General features: G+C 52.4%; 11 protein-coding genes. 3 read left to right on the forward strand and 8 right to left on the reverse strand.

Translation table 11 applies throughout. The annotated features are described in order from the left end of the window. Positions 1-591 precede the first annotated feature (591 nt). Entirely contained in the window at positions 592-1,614 is a 1,023-nt protein-coding gene (locus tag ACLB09_RS18440; RefSeq protein ID WP_410771319.1) for an SGNH/GDSL hydrolase family protein, read from the reverse strand. A 268-nt stretch (positions 1,615-1,882) separates the two neighbouring features. On the opposite strand from ACLB09_RS18440, the gene ACLB09_RS18445 reads away from it, so the two are divergent. Together ACLB09_RS18445 and ACLB09_RS18450 are read left to right on the forward strand one after the other, a co-directional pair. Next, entirely contained in the window at positions 1,883-2,944 is a 1,062-nt protein-coding gene (locus tag ACLB09_RS18445) for a GntR family transcriptional regulator (protein WP_410771320.1), read from the forward strand. Between the two features lie 42 nt (positions 2,945-2,986). Next, a complete protein-coding gene (locus ACLB09_RS18450; RefSeq protein ID WP_410771321.1) occupies positions 2,987-3,988 on the forward strand; it encodes an SGNH/GDSL hydrolase family protein in 1,002 nt (333 codons plus the stop codon). Between the two features lie 323 nt (positions 3,989-4,311). Here the strand turns inward: ACLB09_RS18450 and ACLB09_RS18455 are convergent, their stop codons facing one another. From ACLB09_RS18455 to ACLB09_RS18465, 3 genes are all read right to left on the reverse strand, one after another. Continuing rightward, positions 4,312-5,856: an extracellular solute-binding protein gene (locus ACLB09_RS18455; RefSeq protein ID WP_410771322.1), complete on the reverse strand. Its 1,545-nt coding sequence runs from the start codon at positions 5,854-5,856 to the stop codon at positions 4,312-4,314. A 90-nt stretch (positions 5,857-5,946) separates the two neighbouring features. Further along, on the reverse strand, positions 5,947-6,858 hold the full coding sequence (locus ACLB09_RS18460; RefSeq protein ID WP_410771323.1) for a carbohydrate ABC transporter permease: 912 nt from the start codon (positions 6,856-6,858) through the stop codon (positions 5,947-5,949). Positions 6,859-6,890: 32 nt separating this feature from the next. Further along, the gene (locus ACLB09_RS18465) at positions 6,891-7,802 is read right to left on the reverse strand and encodes an ABC transporter permease (protein WP_410771324.1); all 912 of its coding nucleotides are present in this window, start codon (positions 7,800-7,802) and stop codon (positions 6,891-6,893) included. Between the two features lie 243 nt (positions 7,803-8,045). Here ACLB09_RS18465 and ACLB09_RS18470 point away from each other — a divergent pair, with 243 nt between their 5' ends. Beyond that, positions 8,046-10,301 (forward strand): AraC family transcriptional regulator, encoded by a 2,256-nt coding sequence (locus ACLB09_RS18470; protein WP_410771325.1) that lies wholly within the window; start codon positions 8,046-8,048, stop codon positions 10,299-10,301. A gap of 168 nt (positions 10,302-10,469) precedes the next feature. On the opposite strand, the gene ACLB09_RS18475 is transcribed toward ACLB09_RS18470, so the two are convergent. The 4 genes from ACLB09_RS18475 to ACLB09_RS18490 form a co-directional block, all read right to left on the reverse strand. Further along, positions 10,470-11,312: a sugar phosphate isomerase/epimerase family protein gene (locus tag ACLB09_RS18475; protein WP_410771326.1), complete on the reverse strand. Its 843-nt coding sequence runs from the start codon at positions 11,310-11,312 to the stop codon at positions 10,470-10,472. 58 nt (positions 11,313-11,370) lie between these two features. Further along, complete coding sequence (locus tag ACLB09_RS18480) at positions 11,371-12,993, reverse strand: hypothetical protein (protein WP_410771327.1); 1,623 nt, start codon at positions 12,991-12,993, stop codon at positions 11,371-11,373. Positions 12,994-13,148: 155 nt separating this feature from the next. After that, positions 13,149-13,817, reverse strand: a complete 669-nt coding sequence (locus ACLB09_RS18485) for an SGNH/GDSL hydrolase family protein (RefSeq protein ID WP_410771328.1) — start codon at positions 13,815-13,817, stop codon at positions 13,149-13,151. After that, complete coding sequence (locus ACLB09_RS18490) at positions 13,814-16,864, reverse strand: alpha-mannosidase (protein WP_410771329.1); 3,051 nt, start codon at positions 16,862-16,864, stop codon at positions 13,814-13,816. The genes ACLB09_RS18485 and ACLB09_RS18490 overlap by 4 nt, the downstream gene beginning before the upstream one ends. Between the last annotated feature and the right edge of the window lie 96 nt (positions 16,865-16,960).

The following is a 16,960-nucleotide window of genomic DNA, read 5'->3' on the forward strand; positions in this document are numbered from 1 at the left end:
ATAATAAACTCATGTATCGCATTTATTAAGTTAGTCTCGAATTGAGCAGAATGCTGCAAAAATACATCATTATTAGCTACAAAATGAGAAAAGTACGCGAATTGCTGCAAAAGTGCACTAACTTTTGTTAGGATGTAAGGATAATAGGCAATATCAAGCGAAATGATGCACATTTGCAGGATTTTCGCCTATGGTACGATGAATCGCCCTAAATTGCTGTATTATTACACCATTTTCCATTGAAATGGAATGGGACCCGGGTTGCCTTGACGTTTCGCGCAGGATGAGGGGCGGATTCTCGGTCGTTGTGAAATATCTATTGTGGTCGACGATATATCGCCAGACGTAATAAGGGGGGGCATTTCGAGCATGTTCCCACTCACCCCGAAAGTATGGGGAAGTACTCCATAGTAAACCTGGTGCTCGGAGCCCTCTTACTCTTATTGGGCGTCTTCTTCTGGAGGATCGGAGCGCCCCTGCGCAAGAAGATTAAAAAGTTTAAGCGGGAGAAGGAGATTAGGGAGTAGCGAATAGTTTTGCAATGGAAAAAAGCGACCCGGATCGGTCGCTTTTCTTCTGGATCCATGGATTTCAGAACACGCATTCCGTGGCGATCGTCGGACGCTTAAGCAATTCCCAGCCGGTCTTGGCGCTTATAAAAGAGGCGAGCTCCAAGCCCATCCGGTAATGCGTCTGATAACCGGGATGATACCGGCCGCCCCATCCTTCCACCTCGGGATGTATCAATCCCAGATCCGCCACGAAGACTTTCGCGTTTCCGTTTTGATTGAAATGGGACACCACCTTATTCACGCTGGCAAGATAGTTGTTATTCATGGTTCCGACGCAGCAAAAGACATAGGGGTCGTTATATTTGTCCAGAATAGCCTTAATGAAACCGATATAAGCCGCAATATACTCCTCGTCATCAATGGGCGTAGAATAATCGTTTTGGCCCAAATTGATAACGACGCCTTCAGGAGTATACCGGGAAAAGTCCCAAGGCGCCGTCCCTTTGCCGAGCGTCCCGTAAAAATGTTCCGGCAAGCCTTGCTTGTTCCCTATCGCATCCTGCCAAACGCCAATTCCGCAAATGGCCATCGTATGATATTCCGCGTTCAACATTCTGGCGCTGATCCCGACATAGGACATGTATCCGTCGTCCAGATCCGGAGCTTCGGCGAGCTCGTGCGGATGTCCGATTCCCGCTCCATCCGTGATGGAATCGCCGAAGTATTCAAGCCGGAGCGGTTTGGCCGCGGGCGGGGCAAGAAAGCTTCCGCCGTCAGGCAGGGAAAAATGATGAAAGACAATACTTCCGGTCAGAATTCCCGTACGCTTGTGGATCTCTAAAGTGTGTTCCCCCTCCGGCAGCCCTTGTTCGATTACGTACTCATGAACCCCCTTCTTCAGATTGATCCAATTCCGGGCGACGCCGTCCACTACGATTTCAACGTAATCCTGGCCGTCGGAATCCTCAGCCGTCATCGAGATGGCCGTACCTCGGAAGGCAACAAACACGGCGCTGTTGACCCATCCGCATTTCGGGTTTTCTTTCTCGGTGAGATCAAATCTCCCCATCAGCCTGGCATATTCGGTAAAGCTAAACTCCAAAGTAACTCCCCCTTCAGCTTCAGCGTAGACTTATCGAATCCAACTCACGCAATAAGTAAAGTATACTTTATTATATAATAAAACTTATTTTATAATATCATTTTATACATTTTTGGTCAATTAAAAACCGGATATCCTGTTATAATATATACATATATAATGTACACAGTTGCACGCGCTTGAATTAATCATTAAAATAAAGTATACTTTTATAAAATGATTATATTGCCGGATAGGTTTTATGAGGCTGTAAAAGAGGAGAATTTTTGTGAACGAGCCGAAGTACGAAACGGTAAAACAAGCGCTGCTGCATCAAATTCAAGCCGGCGAGCTTCAACCCGGAGATAAACTGCCGAATGAAGAAGATCTTATGAACCAATTTCAGGTCAGCGGAATAACGATTCGAAAAGCGATGACGGAACTGGCCAACGAGGGCGTAATCACGCGAATCAAAAGAAAGGGCTCTTTCGTAAACGAAGCTCAAGCCGCGGACGAATCGAGTCATTTGATCGCGTTCATTTTATCGGCAGAAGACAACTTCGACGTATCGTATATGAAGATCATCAAAGGCGCGCAACAAGCGGCAGCCGAATTCAATTACTCCTTAATCGTGGAATGGAGCAACGAAAATTTGGCCGTCGAACAAGCATCCATTCAGAAAATGCTTGACCGGAAGGTCGACGGTTTCCTGATTTATCCGTTCGATCCGATCCGAAGCAAGGATAACTATCTGCTAATCGAACAAAACGACATTCCCTACCTGCTGGTGGACCGGTACAACGTGGATCATCCCGGCTATTTTTCCGGATGCGACAATTACGACGGGGCGATCCTGGCTACCCGGGAGCTGATTCGCCTGAAGCACTCCAAGATAAAATTCGCAGGCTACCACTTCTTCCTTCATTCCGAGCAGGAGCGGTTCGCCGGCTATTGCAGCGCCATGCGTCAGGCAGGGCTTCCGGTTACCGACGATGATTTGTTGACCCGCATCGATTATGACGCACTGGCCGACAGCATTTTTAAGCGGGACGTTACCGCTTTGTTTTGCTCCAACGACAAGCTTGCCATTGAAATCATCGGGCAACTGACCGGCCGCGGTGTTAAAATCCCGCAGGATGTTTCCGTTATGGGATTCGACGATTGGGACCATGCCGGCAACCTGTCGATCGGGTTGTCCACCGTCCGGCAAGACTTCGAGGAAATCGGCAGAAACGCCGCGAATTTACTGAACCAGGTTATTCAAGGCAAGACCCATGGAGGCAACACGAAAATATTGTCGGGCGTCTCTTTGGTGCTCCGGGATTCTACCTGCGAGAACCCTTACGCCTAACTTTTCTAACTCAAATAGATCCCTGAAAGGAAGTAATGCCATATGAAATTCGACTTTTTGAACTCGAGCCTCAGACACGGGCTCTTTCATCAAGAACAGGACGGAATCTCCTGTTTTCTTCCCGGGAGCGCGATAACCGTGCGCTTTCAAGGACGGGAAATTACCGCCGAAATCGAGGATGTCAACGGAGAGGGGAAAAGCTGGGTCAACGTCTATATCGACGACCTCCCGGTGCGGGTGATGAGAATAGATCCGGATAACCGGCTGTACCAGCTTGCGGACGACCTGGAGGACGTGCCCCATACCTTAACGCTGCAGAAACGCACGGAAGCGGCATTCGGCAGTATTAAGTTCACCGGTTTAACGGCAGAAAACGGCACCTTTCTGAGCCCGCCGGCCCACCTCCCCCACCGGATGCTCATCATCGGCGATTCGATCACTTGCGGCTTCGGCAACGAGGCACAAATCCCCTGCGATTGCGATGCTTCGCGCGAAAATATCGCGCTTGCTTACAGCGCGCTGACCGGTCAGCTATTGAATGCCGAAACTTTGATCGTCGGCGCGTCCGGTACGGGCTGCTACCAGAATTTCGGCGGTGCCAAGGAAGGCCGCATGTCGGATTATTTTATGGAAACCATCTGTCCTTATCTCGATCAGGAAGCCATGGATCCCTTTGATCCTGAAATCATCGTCGTTAATCTCGGGACCAATGATTGGTCCGCGCCCATCGAGCCTGCGGATTACATTGAACAATATCGCAAATTGGCAGGTTTCATTCGCGGCAGATATCCATCCGCCCAATTGTTCTGCGCCATCGGTCCGATGACCCTTGGTCCGAGCCCCTATTTGAAGGCTCTTGTGGAAAGTCTCAACGAGGAAGGCGACGGTAATATTCACTTCGTGGAGTTTCCGCTCATCCAACGGCCGGAAGACGGCATGGGAGGCTGCGGACATCCCTCCGTCAAGAAGCATCGGCAGATGGCAGAACAGTTGGCCGGGACGATCGCTCGGGTTTGTTCCCTGTCCGACCCCGTTTCCCGTTAAACATAATGACCCGCAAAAAGAACCGCTTCATACTCGATACAAACAGAAACGGACCAGCATAATCTCCAACGCTAGTCCGTTTTTGTTTGTTTCTGCATTTCTATGGAATTGAATCGATTGAGTCCATTTTTGTTGAAGGAACGGCCTCATTAGAGCAAGCTCCGGCTATTAAAGAAAAAGCAATCGCACACGCCAAAGAAGTTGCCCAACGTTTCTAAAAGGAGGGGGAATCAAAATAAAAAGCCTGTTGAAGTTTTTCAACAGGCTGATCGCCTTAGAGCGGTCCTTTTTTGCGGTCGTTGTTCCGATGAACAGAAACACTTCTATTTTTTTGCCAAGAAAGCGTCGACCTGATTCTGCAGCTCGGTCTGGATTTTCCCCAGCACCGCTTCGCCTTCACCCTTGAACTTGGCGAAGTATTCGTCCGGATCAAGCGCGCCGTTAAATATTCCGCTATAATATTTGGCTTGAATGGTCGCAAACTGGGCCACTTCGTTCTTCACCGGCGTCGGATCGAAGGTGAAGCCGGTCATGACGTCCTTCGTGAAGTTGTCGGCTTCCGTAATGAATTGACTGAACTTTTGAGTTTCTTCGTCCGTACCGACCCACTCCCGTTCTAACGTAGGATTGAGCATGAGCTGGAACGAGACGATGCCGCCATCATTGTTCAGTGTCTCGTATTGATGCTCGCCGGCTTGTTTCCAGTTTACGCCTTCAATCCCGTGCTCCAGCAGATCATAATTCTCCTGTCGGTTCGCCCAATCGAGGAACATCATCGCGCGGTCTTTATGTTTGCTCGTCTTTACTATGCAGATGAAATTATCCATTTTGAAATTGGACAGGTTCTTACCGGGAGTTAGGTCAAACAAACGAACGGCTTCCAGCTCACCCTCGGGCACAACCTGCTTCAACTGGTCGTTGTACGATTGGGGAATTCCAAAGACCATTTGGGGCGTGGCTGCGACTTTGTTCTGAAGCTGCATTTCCGCCGGATTGCTTTTATTCGTCAAGACGTCCTGGGACATCACTTTGTCGACGAACAGCTTGCGGACATCCTGGATGTTGGACCAGATCTTAGGCTCCTGGGTTTCAAAGAAATTGTAGACCTTCCCATCGTTGCCCTTGTAATACAGCATCAAGCTGGCCCCGGCAAAATTCGTCGGGCGGATGTTGACGCCGGTATCGTCACGGATCAGCCAGTTGACCCAGCTGTAAGTGACGTCGTCTGCGCCCGCCAGGAGCGGCGTGATCCCGGACTTACCGTCACGAACGGCATAGAGATAAGTTTTCAGATCTTCATACGTCTTTACGGGCTGCAAATTCAACTGCTCCCTCAAGTCCTTGCGGATGAAGACCGATCTCTGCTGGGTATAGGCGCTTCCCAAGGGAACGCCGTAGATCTTGCCGTTGATTTTGTTCGCGTCCCACATTTGTTCCGGTCTCGTCTTTTTCACATTGGGTCCGTATTGGTCCAGAAGTTCGCTTAATTCCTCATAATAGCCCTGGGAAGCCATGGTGTCCAAGTGCAACCACGGAGCATCGAATATCAAATCTACACTTTCTCCCGAGGCAAGCATGACGTTGGTCTTCTGATTCAAATCGGCAAAGTCGACGAATGTAAATTTAACCTGTGTGTTCATCTCGGCTTTTAATCTCTTGTTGACTTCCGCCAGCACCTCGTCATAATTAGCCCCCTCCGCCCCCGGGACAACAACCTCCAAGGTGACCGGCTCGAGGGATGAAGACCCGGTTCCCCCGGAATCTTCCGGCGCGGAAGCATTCCCGCCGCCGTTGCCGGCACACCCGGATAACGCGATGACTAGTCCGAGCAGCGCCGGCACCAGGAACTTGCGTTTAGATTTGGCCATGTAAATTTACTCCCTTCAAATAATCATCTTATATAGAAGCGGCCGGGCCGGTCTATATCGACACGCTCAGCCATTCGTATCAAACTCCGCTTAACCTTTTACCGAGCCAAGGGTCAACCCTTTGACGAAATATTTCTGAACCATCGGATAGACGAGTATAATCGGACCGATCGTCAGGCACACCGTTGCCAGCTTGACCCCTTCCGCCGGAGGCAGGGTCAGCACATTGCCGTGATTGAGCGATGAGAGCTGCATTTGCGACATAAGCTGCCGAAGAAGCAACTGGAGCGGGTACATATCGCTGTTATCGATAAACAGAAGCGACAGCCACCAATCGTTCCAATATTGCAGGGCGTAGAACAAGCTGATCGTCGCAATGACCGGCGTCGAGATCGGCCGGATAATTTTAAAGAAGATCGTCCACTCTCCTGCACCGTCAATGTTAGCCGATTCGTTCAGCTCATAAGGCAACGAGCGATAGAACGAGACCAAGATAAACGCAAAGAACGGATTCATGACATAAGGAAGCACAAGCGCCCACAGCGTATCTTTCAGATGCAGCCACTGCACGACCAGAAGATAGAAGCCGACGAGCCCCGAGCCGAAGACCATCGGCACGTAGGTCATGAACGAGAGGAAGCCGCCATATCGGTTCTTCGGATGGGCCAGCACGTAAGCAAACAACGCGGTAACGACGAGGCCGATCACGGTTCCGATGGCCGTTACCGCGATGGTGACGCCATAGCTGGTAAACATTTGCTTGCCCTGAAGGAGGAACCGATACGACTCCAGCGTAAACTCATCCGGCCATATGGAGTATCCGTTCACCGCCAAGCTTCGGGTGCTGGAGAACGAATTGATGACCATCAGCCAGAAAGGAAACAAACAAACCAGCGCAAACAGAACCAAAAACAGTCCGAACAAGAACATCGCCATTTTATCGGAAATGCCGCCAGTCCGCCGGACTTGCGCGGGCGGGATCAAAGCAACCGGACGATTCATATGAAGTTCACCTCCCTTTGCATTCCGTGAATTTAAAATAATCTGGAGTCTTTATCGATTTTCCGGACTAAGGCATTAAACGAAACGACGGCGATAAGCCCCATAATCGACTGATAGAACACGATAGCCGATGACATGCTGAAATTGCCAAGTTGTCTCAACGCCCGGTAGGAATACGTATCGATGACATCGGTCGTCGGGAATAGAATCCCGTTGTCCCCGATTATTCCGTAGATCATGCCGAAATCGCCGTAGAAGATCCGTCCGACTCCCAAGAGAACCAGAATAATGATTTGCGGCTTCAGCAAGGGCAACGTAATGTATCTCATTTGCTGCAGCCGCGTGGCTCCGTCCAGGCGGGCGCTCTCATAATAATCGGAGGAGAAACCGGTTATGGCAGCGAGCAAAATAATGGAGTAATAGCCGGCGCTCTTCCAGATTCGCGTTAAAGTTAGAATGATCGGCCATACCCATGGGGTCTGATACCAATCGACGGCTTGAAGTCCGCTCATGCCCAGGACGCGGTTAATCAGACCGTCCGTATTGTTGAATAGAATGAATGCCATATATCCTACGACGACCCAGGAAATGAAATAAGGAAGGAAGACGACGGATTGGATCGTGCGTTTAAACCATTTCAAGCGAATCTCATTCAAGAAGAGCGCGATGAGAAGCGCAAAGACCATCTCGAAAATGATGAACAACCCATTTAAATACACCGTATTGACCGTGACTTGAATCCAATCCCGATTGGAGAAAAAGAAGCGGAAGTTGTCCAGCCCCACCCAATCACTGCCCCATATGCCTTTGCTGATCTGAAAGTCCTTAAACGCCAGCAGATGTCCGGACAGAGGAATGTAGGAGAAGACAACGAGAAAGATGATTCCCGGTATCGCCATCGAGTACAAGCCCCGGTTCTTTACAAGATCCCTAAACATTCTCAATTTATAGTATCCCTCCATTCTGTCTGTTCTGTCCGATGTGGCCATATCCTGACAGTGTTTATTATGTACGGAAGGAGATCCGTGGAATAGTCCTCATTGTGTCACAAGGGGTACTAAAGCGCGGTAATCCGGTCTCCGGAGCCATCCTAATTTGCACTATGTCAAAATGAGGACTTCACACGGAAGCCAGGATATGATTGAGTTAAGAGTGTCAATCCACGAAGCACGGGGTGCTGGAATTATATGAAGATCAAAACTTTTCTGCAGAAGACTTATTTTCGTACTTTTCTATTACTAACCACTGTTCTGATCTGTTCCATGATTCCTTTCGTCTATTTCCTGTCTGCGGAATTCGCGAAATACACCATGCTGGAGGTACGCAGCAATTCGCAGAACGTAGTCAACAATCTTGCTTCGAAGACCGAAATGATTCTCGGCAATTTAAAATCATACGGGCTAAGCATGTACGCCGATCAGAATATCCAGAACTGGTTCTTCAATACAAGCAAGGATCCGCTCGTCGACCATGCTGCGCTTGTAGCCCAATCCAACTTCATGTCTACCGAGCCGCTTATCCAGCGATCCTATCTCATAAATTTGAAGCAGAGTCTTGTCGTTGACTCCAAAGTAGGAATCGTCCGGTTTGAATCCTTTGCCGACCAGAGCATGCTGGAGCGGGTGAAATCATTCCGGCGCCAATACTTGCGCTTCTTTAATCATCCGACGGACGGCTCGGACTGCCTGGCCCTTATTCTGCCCGCGACTCCCGAGAAGCCGTCCGATTTCTATCTCGTGCTCCTGATCGATAAATTGCAGCTGTCAAAGCTTGTGTTCGGCCAAACGATCTCCTCGGAGCAAGACATTCGGATTCTCGACGAGGACGGATTAGTCTTATTAGGCGCATCCAATTCCGCATTGGACGAACAACTTTATCAAGCAGGACGGGAGCGGCAAGACAGCGATTTCCAAGTCCGGCTCCCGCATCAGACCTGGTTCGTCAATACAGCCGAGCTGACTACCGAAAACTGGTCGGTATATTACTCGACCGAGTATCATACTTTGACTCGCCATATATCCTCATATCAGCAAAAATTGATAACGTATACATTGCTGCTATTGGGAATCGTTTCGGCGTTGTTCTTCTGGAGTTCGCGCCGCTCCTTGCGTTCCATTACCTTTATGTCGGAAAAGCTGAAGAATAAAATAGCGGTCGCAAACTCCGGGTCCGATGCCAAGCCGGATATCCAATGGATCAACGACGGCATCGATATGCTGCTGAACAATGTGGAGCAGCTCCATGCCTCCATGAGAGACCAATCCGAGCTCGTTCGAAGTGAATTTCTCGCCCAGTGGATGCTGCACGGCTCGCCGGGCACCCAGAGCTACGAATATATTCAGACCCGGACCAAGCTGGCTTCCTGTAAAGTCCTGTTTTTGGCCGTCCTGCGGATCGAAGCTTATACGGTCTTTTGCGAACGTTACGATTTCCCTTCCCGGAAATTGATTAAGTACGCGATACGCAATATTAGCGAAGAAGTGATTGGCGCCGGTTCTTATGCGGCCGAGGGCTTGGATATGGGCGGCGATCATCTCATCCTCGTCATCGGCGGCCATGAATCGGGCGAGCTCCAACTGCAACGCCTTCTTGAAGAGGCGCACAATCAGGTGGCGCGCATTCTACGCGTCGATACAACCGTCGCGATTAGCAATGCCTATGACTTCGGCGCTAATTTCCGAAACGTATACGATCATATCTACGAGTTGACGATGCTGCGATTCCTTGACGGAGAAAAGCACATTTTTCTGGAGAGCGATTATGAGGAGTTTATGGCGGGTTATCCTTCCGCATCGGAGGCGTTGGAGACGGCCGAGATCATCAAGGCGATCCGCCGCGGCCGCGCGGAGACCGCCGTCGTTCTGCTGCGCCAGCAGATGAAGCACATCCATGAGCTTCCTTATCGCGACTGCAAGCTTAACTTGACCTATTTCACCTACGATCTGCTCAAAAACTTCAACAAATCCAGCGTCCTGCACGAGATCAGCAGCATCCATCAACTGCTGGAGCGGTACAGCACGCTGTCCGAGTTTCAAGCGTGGCTGGAGGGCATCGTCACGACGCTCGCGTCCGAGACCGAAGTTCCGAAATCTTCGAGCCGCAAGGAAGAGATCGTCCTGGAGATCAAAGAATACGTGGACAACCACTTGCAGGATGCGCAATTATCGATCGAGCAGGTAGCCGACAATTTCTCCTTCTCCGTGAGCTATATCCGGCAGTTATTCAAGGAGATCATGAACGCGTCGTTGTCCGAGTACATCCTCCAGGAACGAATCGAGCGAGTGAAAGAGAAGCTGGTATCCAGCCAGCTCTCGGTGCTGGAGATCGCGGATCAATGCGGCTTCATATCCAAGGGGCATTTCTTCTCCACGTTCAAGAAGTTCACGAACCTTACTCCGAAGCAGTATCGGGAAATCCACGGGGACTCGGCGATATCCCGGTAAATTTACTGCGCTCTCTCCTTATCATGAAGAAACGGTTGGGAAGAGACCCGGCTAGCCAGCTATTTCGCAGGAATGATTCAAGCAGCAGCAATAGGACCCTTCCGAAAAGCCGAGGGCTTTTCCGGAAGGGTCCTATTCGTTATCAAAACGGTCGGCCGTAATTCGATTTTACTTACTTATTCCGGCAGCGGCGAATACGCGATCAAACCCTGCCTTGGAACGGCGAATCAGTTGCTCCGGCGTATCTTTCGGCATGTCTGGCGTCAGAACCTCCTGCGACACGATCCCGTCATAGCCAATATGCTGCAGCCCTCTTAAAAAGCCTTCCAAATCGATGACTCCTTCTCCAGGGTACAGACGATCGTTGTCCCGTACAGCCTCGAGAGGCAAGTTCGGCGCGTCGTTGATATGCACATGAACGATTTGCTGCGCCTGCAGCCGCTCGATGTCGTCTGAAGTTAGACCGTTCGTATGCCAGTGATACGCATCCAGCAGCAAACCGACATTCGGCTCCCCGATCGCGTCTATCCAGTCCAGCGTCTCTTCCATCGTCCAGATGAAAGGGTATTTCCAAGCCGTCCGCAGATGATGCGGTCCGACGAATTCCAGTCCCATCCTGATGCCAAAGGCACCGAGTATTTGGGCGCAGACTCGCAGACGCCGGGTGGCGAGCGCTAAAAAGTGAGCAGGTTTCGCGTCGGTCGATGGCAAGATGTACGTACAGCAGCGCGTGCAGCCCAACGACTGTGCAGCAGCAGCCGCTTCAGTCAAGCCGGTCAGCCCTGCCCGAAACTCGTCCTCGCCAGCCCTCCATTCCACAGGCAAGCCGATCGCACCGATGACGACTCCGTGCTGTTCGAGTTTTTTAAGGGCCCCATCCGTTCCCAGACGTTCGATCAATCCCCTGGCATCCACGTCAACCGCCCGAAAACCGCTCGTGCCCGCCAGTTCGATGAACCGCTCTTCACTTCCCACCGCGCCTAGGCCGTCAAGCGTCAATCCTCTCAGCATTTCATGATCCTCCCTCAATGAACAGAAGTGTCAGTCAGATTTCGATCGGCGTGCTTTATTAATCGGAGGTTCCTTGAACCGGTTCAAGCCCCAGCTCCGGATTCGCCAAATCGAGTTTATACATGACTTGATTGTAGTTATACCGCGGCGTCGGGACATGACTTGTGAACGTATTCGTATAAGTCCCCTCAAAGTAAATTACCCGGCCTCCATCTTTGCCGAAGTTCTTGTGCTGGGCCACGTTATAAAAAGTATAATCGTTATGCGTTACGATCTTTTTGGCAGTAGTCCAAGGGCCTTGAGGGGCCGGAGCTTCCGCATACCAGATTTCCCCGAGCACCGACGTCTTGCCTTGCATCTGCTGTCCGATCATCACGTAACGCTGCCGATAATCGTTCCATTCGACGGAGCTGAAGGCAATTTCCACCGCTTCGCCGGTATCGGCATCTTTCAATTGATTATAATGCGGGTCATCCGTTTGGATCAAACCTAAATTAATGAGTTCCTTCTCTTGATTCTGGGTAAGCGGCGGAGTGTTCTTTTTCCAGCCCCATACGAGTTTGCCGTCCGCGTCGCGTTCCAGCGACGTTTGAGCCCCGTTGTATGCCGTTCCCGGCGTCAAGCACGTAAACGATTCGTATTGCGTATAGTCGATGATGGCATCATAGCTGGCGGCAACGCGCAAATTCGGCATCCGGTGTTCGGTAAAGAGCCAGTAGCCCGACCCGTTCTCCTCATAGTACGTCGCCTGTCCGCCCGGATGGCGCCAATCGTCTTTGGAAGGGAACTCGACGACCTGCTCGAACTCCTTCGTATTGTCGTTAAAGGCAAGAATGCCGAAGGCGGTGAGATCGGGATTATGCGTGCTGTAACCGGCGAGCAGGCGCTCCTGTCCGGCGTTGTCCTCGGCGGTCATCAAACCGAACACCCAGGCGATTCCGGCGCCGTCGGGCAGCTGCGGAACCAAGCTTTTGACGAAACCGTCGTCTTTCGTAAAATACTTCAGATTTACGCCGACATCCGGGTCCAATCCGCCGTTTTGCGGCAGTTCGGAAGTCGCTCCCGTCACGCGGAAGTTCCCCAGCGGATAAGCCGGTCTGTCGGTATCGCCCCAGAACCAGTATAGTTTATTGTTGTACTCGATCGTCTGCACGGAATCCTGCCCCATGACCAGACCGTTGATCAACGGCTCCTGGATCGGCGCATTCAAACCAAGCAGCACGCTGTCGCGGTAGATGCCCTGTCCCGTAACCCGGTACAGCCGTTCGGCGATGTTGACCCGGTTCATCTCGATCGTAATCGTGCCCCCGGGGGTGGTCTGTACGGCCTGCCCGCGATTGCCGAACATGTCGGCAGGGAAGTCGTAACCGTGGCTCGACAAATGGAAGAAGACCGACTGATCCATCAGGCCGGGCTCGTCGAAGGCCACGACACCGGCACTATCCGTGTAATACAGAACGTTGTTCGTCGTCTTCAGTTCAACAAGAGGAATGCCCCGGCCCGTCTCGGCATCCACGACCTTGATCGTGAACGGCTTCCCGACCGTTTTCTTCGCGATGCTCACCTCTTGCCCGGCGTTGTCTTCCGCCGCTTGCGCCGCCGTAGCGGCGCCCGGCGCCGTCATGGCCATCAGCAAGATGCAAGCCCATATTCCCGCCTTTTTCCACTGTTTCATTTTCATTTACTTACCTCCCGACCTTTGTCGTTTTGATAAAATGAAATCGTTGCGCCGTCGAACGTCCTCTATTCAAACCGCCGATGATGAACTCTTCCCACAAACCACCTCCCTGCCCGGGAATCTCACGCCATGCCGCTCCATGAATCAGGCATTCGACGTCAGGAGCCGACCTGCATGCGCGACCAGTCGAAGCCTATCGCCGCCAGCAGTGCGCGAGCAATCAACAGATGACCGCTCAAGTTCGGATGCACCCGGTCGGAGGCCAGCGCAGTAGGATGCACGTAGTCGAACTGGCCGGCGAAAGCCGCCTGCGTATCCACGAATAGAGCGCCTACCCGCTCCGCAACCCGCTTGGCCGCCAGTCCGAACTCGTCCATCCGGCTGCGCATGCGATCTTCGGCATTCGGCTCCAGATAGAACGGCGTCAGGATCACAAGCCCCTGCAGGCCGGGCTGCGCCGAACGCACCAGTTCTTCCAGGGTCCGCTCGTATTCTTCAAGACCCACATGCGACTCCGGGATCGCGGGTTGGTCGAACTCCCGCCATACATCGTTAATGCCGATCATGACCGTCAGCCAATCCGGCTTCAGATCCAGCACGTCCGTCTGCCATCTGGCCTGCAAATCCCGAACCGTATTGCCGCCGATGCCCATATTCGTCACGCGGATGGAGAGCTCGGGATATGCCGCCTGCAGCATCGCGTCCACGAGCGCGACGTACCCTTTGCCGACGCCTTGGAACAGCCCTTCCCCGTGCGGGTATTTACGTTCGCAGTCCGTGATCGAGTCGCCGATCAGGACCAGGCGTTGCCCTTCTTTCAGCTTCATCCTTTATTCCTCCCATTCAACCGGAGCCGGATCGTCTTCACCTCGAACGGACGGAACTGAAGCGATACCTCTTGGCCCTCGTGCGGCAAATCCGCCAACTTCTCCTCCAGCATATTCGTCTCAGAAACCGCCGCAAAGGACAGCCCGAAATGAAGCCCGCACGCCACGGAAGCTCCCTTGCTCTCGTACAGACGCACGATCCAATCGCCCGATCCGTCTTCGGCAAGCTTGACCGTCTCCGCGATCACATGGGCTTGATCGATGGAGAGCAACGATTGCGTCTCACGGCTTCCTCCGGATGCGAGGCTGACGGGATAGTTCAGCTCGTAGGCTTCCCGTACGACGGCACTATCCAGGAACGCGCCGTTCCAGAATGTAAATCCGTAAGTAAATTGGTGCACCCCTTGATCGGACGTCTCGTCCGGATACGTCGGAGCCCGAAGCAGCGTCAAACTCATCGTGTTGTCGTTGACGGAAATCCCGTATTTGCAGTCGTTCAGCAGCGCGAAGCCGCGGTTTGCCTCCGCAAGCGCAGACCACTTGTGTTGAACCACTTCGTAACGATCCGCATCATGCGGACGCGAGTCATGATTCGGCCGCTTAACGTAACCGAACTGAATTTCCTGCAACGACTCGTTTGTATGAACGCGGACAGGGAAATCCACTTTCAGCAGCTTATTCTTCTCGCGCCAGCGAATCGTCGTATGGAATTCCACCCGGCGGCTGCCGGCACGCAACCGGATATCCTGGATCAGGGTCGATTGGTTCAATTCGCGCTCAACCCGGATATTCGCGAAGAGCGGGCCGTTCGCGGTAAGTGATACTTTGGCGCTTGCAGTCAGCTCGACGGGTGCCAAGCGATAGCGCCGATCAATCTCCCATGCATCGAAATCCGAATTTTGATCCCGGTACATCCGCATGACGTTGCAGGTGTCCGCCGCCCATTCCGCACCGGTCTCCTTGTCAAAAACAGTCGTTATCTCGCCCCGCTCGTTAATTTCGAGCGCAATCCATTCGTTCTCCAGACGCGATTCCGTGGCAAGAACCGCAGACGCTGCAGGAGCATCCGCCGCCGCTTCCGCTTCAGCCTTGTACGTCGACCAGCCCATGGAAGGGGCCTCGACCTCGGCATAGGCAACGCCTTCGTGCCATTGCACAGGCAGAACTGCTCCGTTCCCGTCCGCAAGGCCATGAACGCCGGCAGGCAGCGCGACCAGTTCCTTTCTCGGCCAGGACAGCGAGTTAAAGACGGTTACCCGGGAGGCATCGCCGTCCGTGAGCGCATCCCTTGTATCCGAAGCCAAGTCGTACACGTTCTCGTTCAATGCCTTCAGCTCCATCTGCGCCTCTTCATGGACGCGATGGATGGAGGAGCCGGGCAGAATATCGTGGAACTGGTGCAGGAGCAGGGTCTTCCATAGCCGGTCCAGATCCTCGTAAGGGTAAGCCCGGTTATTAAGCAGCTCCGCCGCAGCCCCCCATAGCTCCGCCTCGCGGAAACCGATTTCCGCCTTCCGGTTCAGCTTTTTGATGATCGCTTGCGTCGTGTAAGTCCCGCGGTGAGCAGGGTAATAGAGCTCTCCTACATACTTGGCTTCAGGAATACCTTTTTCGATCTGATCCTCGAAAAATTGTATCGGCGAACCATGCTTTGTCTTGGGAACGCCCTCCAAATTGCCGAGCCTGCGCATAAACTCGAGATCATCCCGATTGGAGCCGCCGCCTCCGTCGCCGTGTCCGAACTGGGTAAGCCGCGTAGAAATGCCATCAAGCTGAACGCGATCGTTCCACTGATCGATCAAGAACGACGGATTGATCCGAATCGGGTAGTAATCGCCGTAATTCATCAGATGCGTCAAAACTTGCGAACCGTCGATCCCTTCCCACATGAACGTATTGTGCGGGAACGGGTCCGCTACATTATCGTAAGTTCCGAACAATTTTGTAGACGCGAAATAATGGATCCCGCAGCCCTTCATAATTTGCGGCAGGTTTCCGGTATAGCCGAATACGTCAGGCAGCCACAGCATCTCGTTGTCCACGCCGAATTCGTCCTTGAAGAACCGCTTGCCGTGCAACGCCTGGCGGATCAGGCTCTCGCCGCTAGGCAGATTCGTATCGGGCTCTACCCACATGGAGCCTTCGGGAACGATTCTCCCTTCCTTCACCGCCTGTTTGATTCGCTCGTACAGCTCCGGATACAGCGTTTTGACCACCTGGAACAAATACGGCTGGCTCTGGGTGTAGGTGTATTCCGGGTATTCGTCCATGAGCGCCAGCTGATTGGACAGGGTCCGCGCAATCTTCCGCTTCGTCTCCGCGATCGGCCACAGCCAGGCGACATCCAGGTGGGACTGTCCCATCAGGTACAGGGTCGGCGCCGTCGAACCGTTCACGCAGGAGAGGAGCGGCTCCATGATCTTCCGGCACTGTTTTGCGCTCTCACAGAGAGATTCCTGGCGCAAGGTCAGGTCGATCGTCGCGAACACCTGAGTCAGGCAACGATCAATCTCCGCAACGCGGAGGGATTTGGCATCCAGATGATTGCGAAGATCGTATAAACACTCCAAATCGATGAAAAACTGATAGACTTCCTCTTCAAAAACGCAGAGTTGCGACTCTCCGAACGTCGGCGTGGAACCCGAATGTCCGGCGTACGCTTCCGCGACGATTTCAAATGGCTCGCCGGCTTTCGCCGAACGGGTTAAAGTTAAGTAATGATGGTTAAGGTCTTTCGCCCCGCTCACGATGCCGTTAATGTATACGGTCGCTTCGGAACCGAAATCAAGCTTGGCCACAAGCCGTTTGCCTTCGGCCTCCTCGGGAACGACGACGGTCCCGCGGAACCAGCCGTATCCCCAATTTTCTCCCCACCGTTGACCCGGAGCGACGCTCCGGAACGGTTGTCCATCCATTTCATGAATGAACAGTTGCTCCATTGTCGTAAAACCGGAAAAATCTATCGAAGAAAGCTTCGTAATCATAAATTGATCTCTTTTGTTCAGCAGCTTTTCCGCATGGAATAAAATCTCTTTTTTTTCATTCAAGGTTTCTCACATCCTATGGTTTCGTTATCTTTGATTTGATCTATCGACTTGCGATATACCGCCCCTCCGCGGCGGTCTTGCAGCGGAGGGACGACT

The sequence above is a fragment of the Fontibacillus forbon genome (assembly GCF_046559655.1).
Classification (GTDB): domain Bacteria; phylum Bacillota; class Bacilli; order Paenibacillales; family Paenibacillaceae; genus Fontibacillus.

Coding starts and splice junctions, on each gene's coding strand:
- ACLB09_RS18450 (WP_410771321.1), top strand. CDS start 2,987: ATGAAATTCGACTTTTTGAACTCGAGCCTCAGACACGGGCTCTTTCAT.
- ACLB09_RS18470 (WP_410771325.1), top strand. CDS start 8,046: ATGAAGATCAAAACTTTTCTGCAGAAGACTTATTTTCGTACTTTTCTA.
- ACLB09_RS18460 (WP_410771323.1), bottom strand. CDS start 6,858: ATGAATCGTCCGGTTGCTTTGATCCCGCCCGCGCAAGTCCGGCGGACT.
- ACLB09_RS18475 (WP_410771326.1), bottom strand. CDS start 11,312: ATGCTGAGAGGATTGACGCTTGACGGCCTAGGCGCGGTGGGAAGTGAA.
- ACLB09_RS18455 (WP_410771322.1), bottom strand. CDS start 5,856: ATGGCCAAATCTAAACGCAAGTTCCTGGTGCCGGCGCTGCTCGGACTA.
- ACLB09_RS18480 (WP_410771327.1), bottom strand. CDS start 12,993: ATGAAAATGAAACAGTGGAAAAAGGCGGGAATATGGGCTTGCATCTTG.
- ACLB09_RS18485 (WP_410771328.1), bottom strand. CDS start 13,817: ATGAAGCTGAAAGAAGGGCAACGCCTGGTCCTGATCGGCGACTCGATC.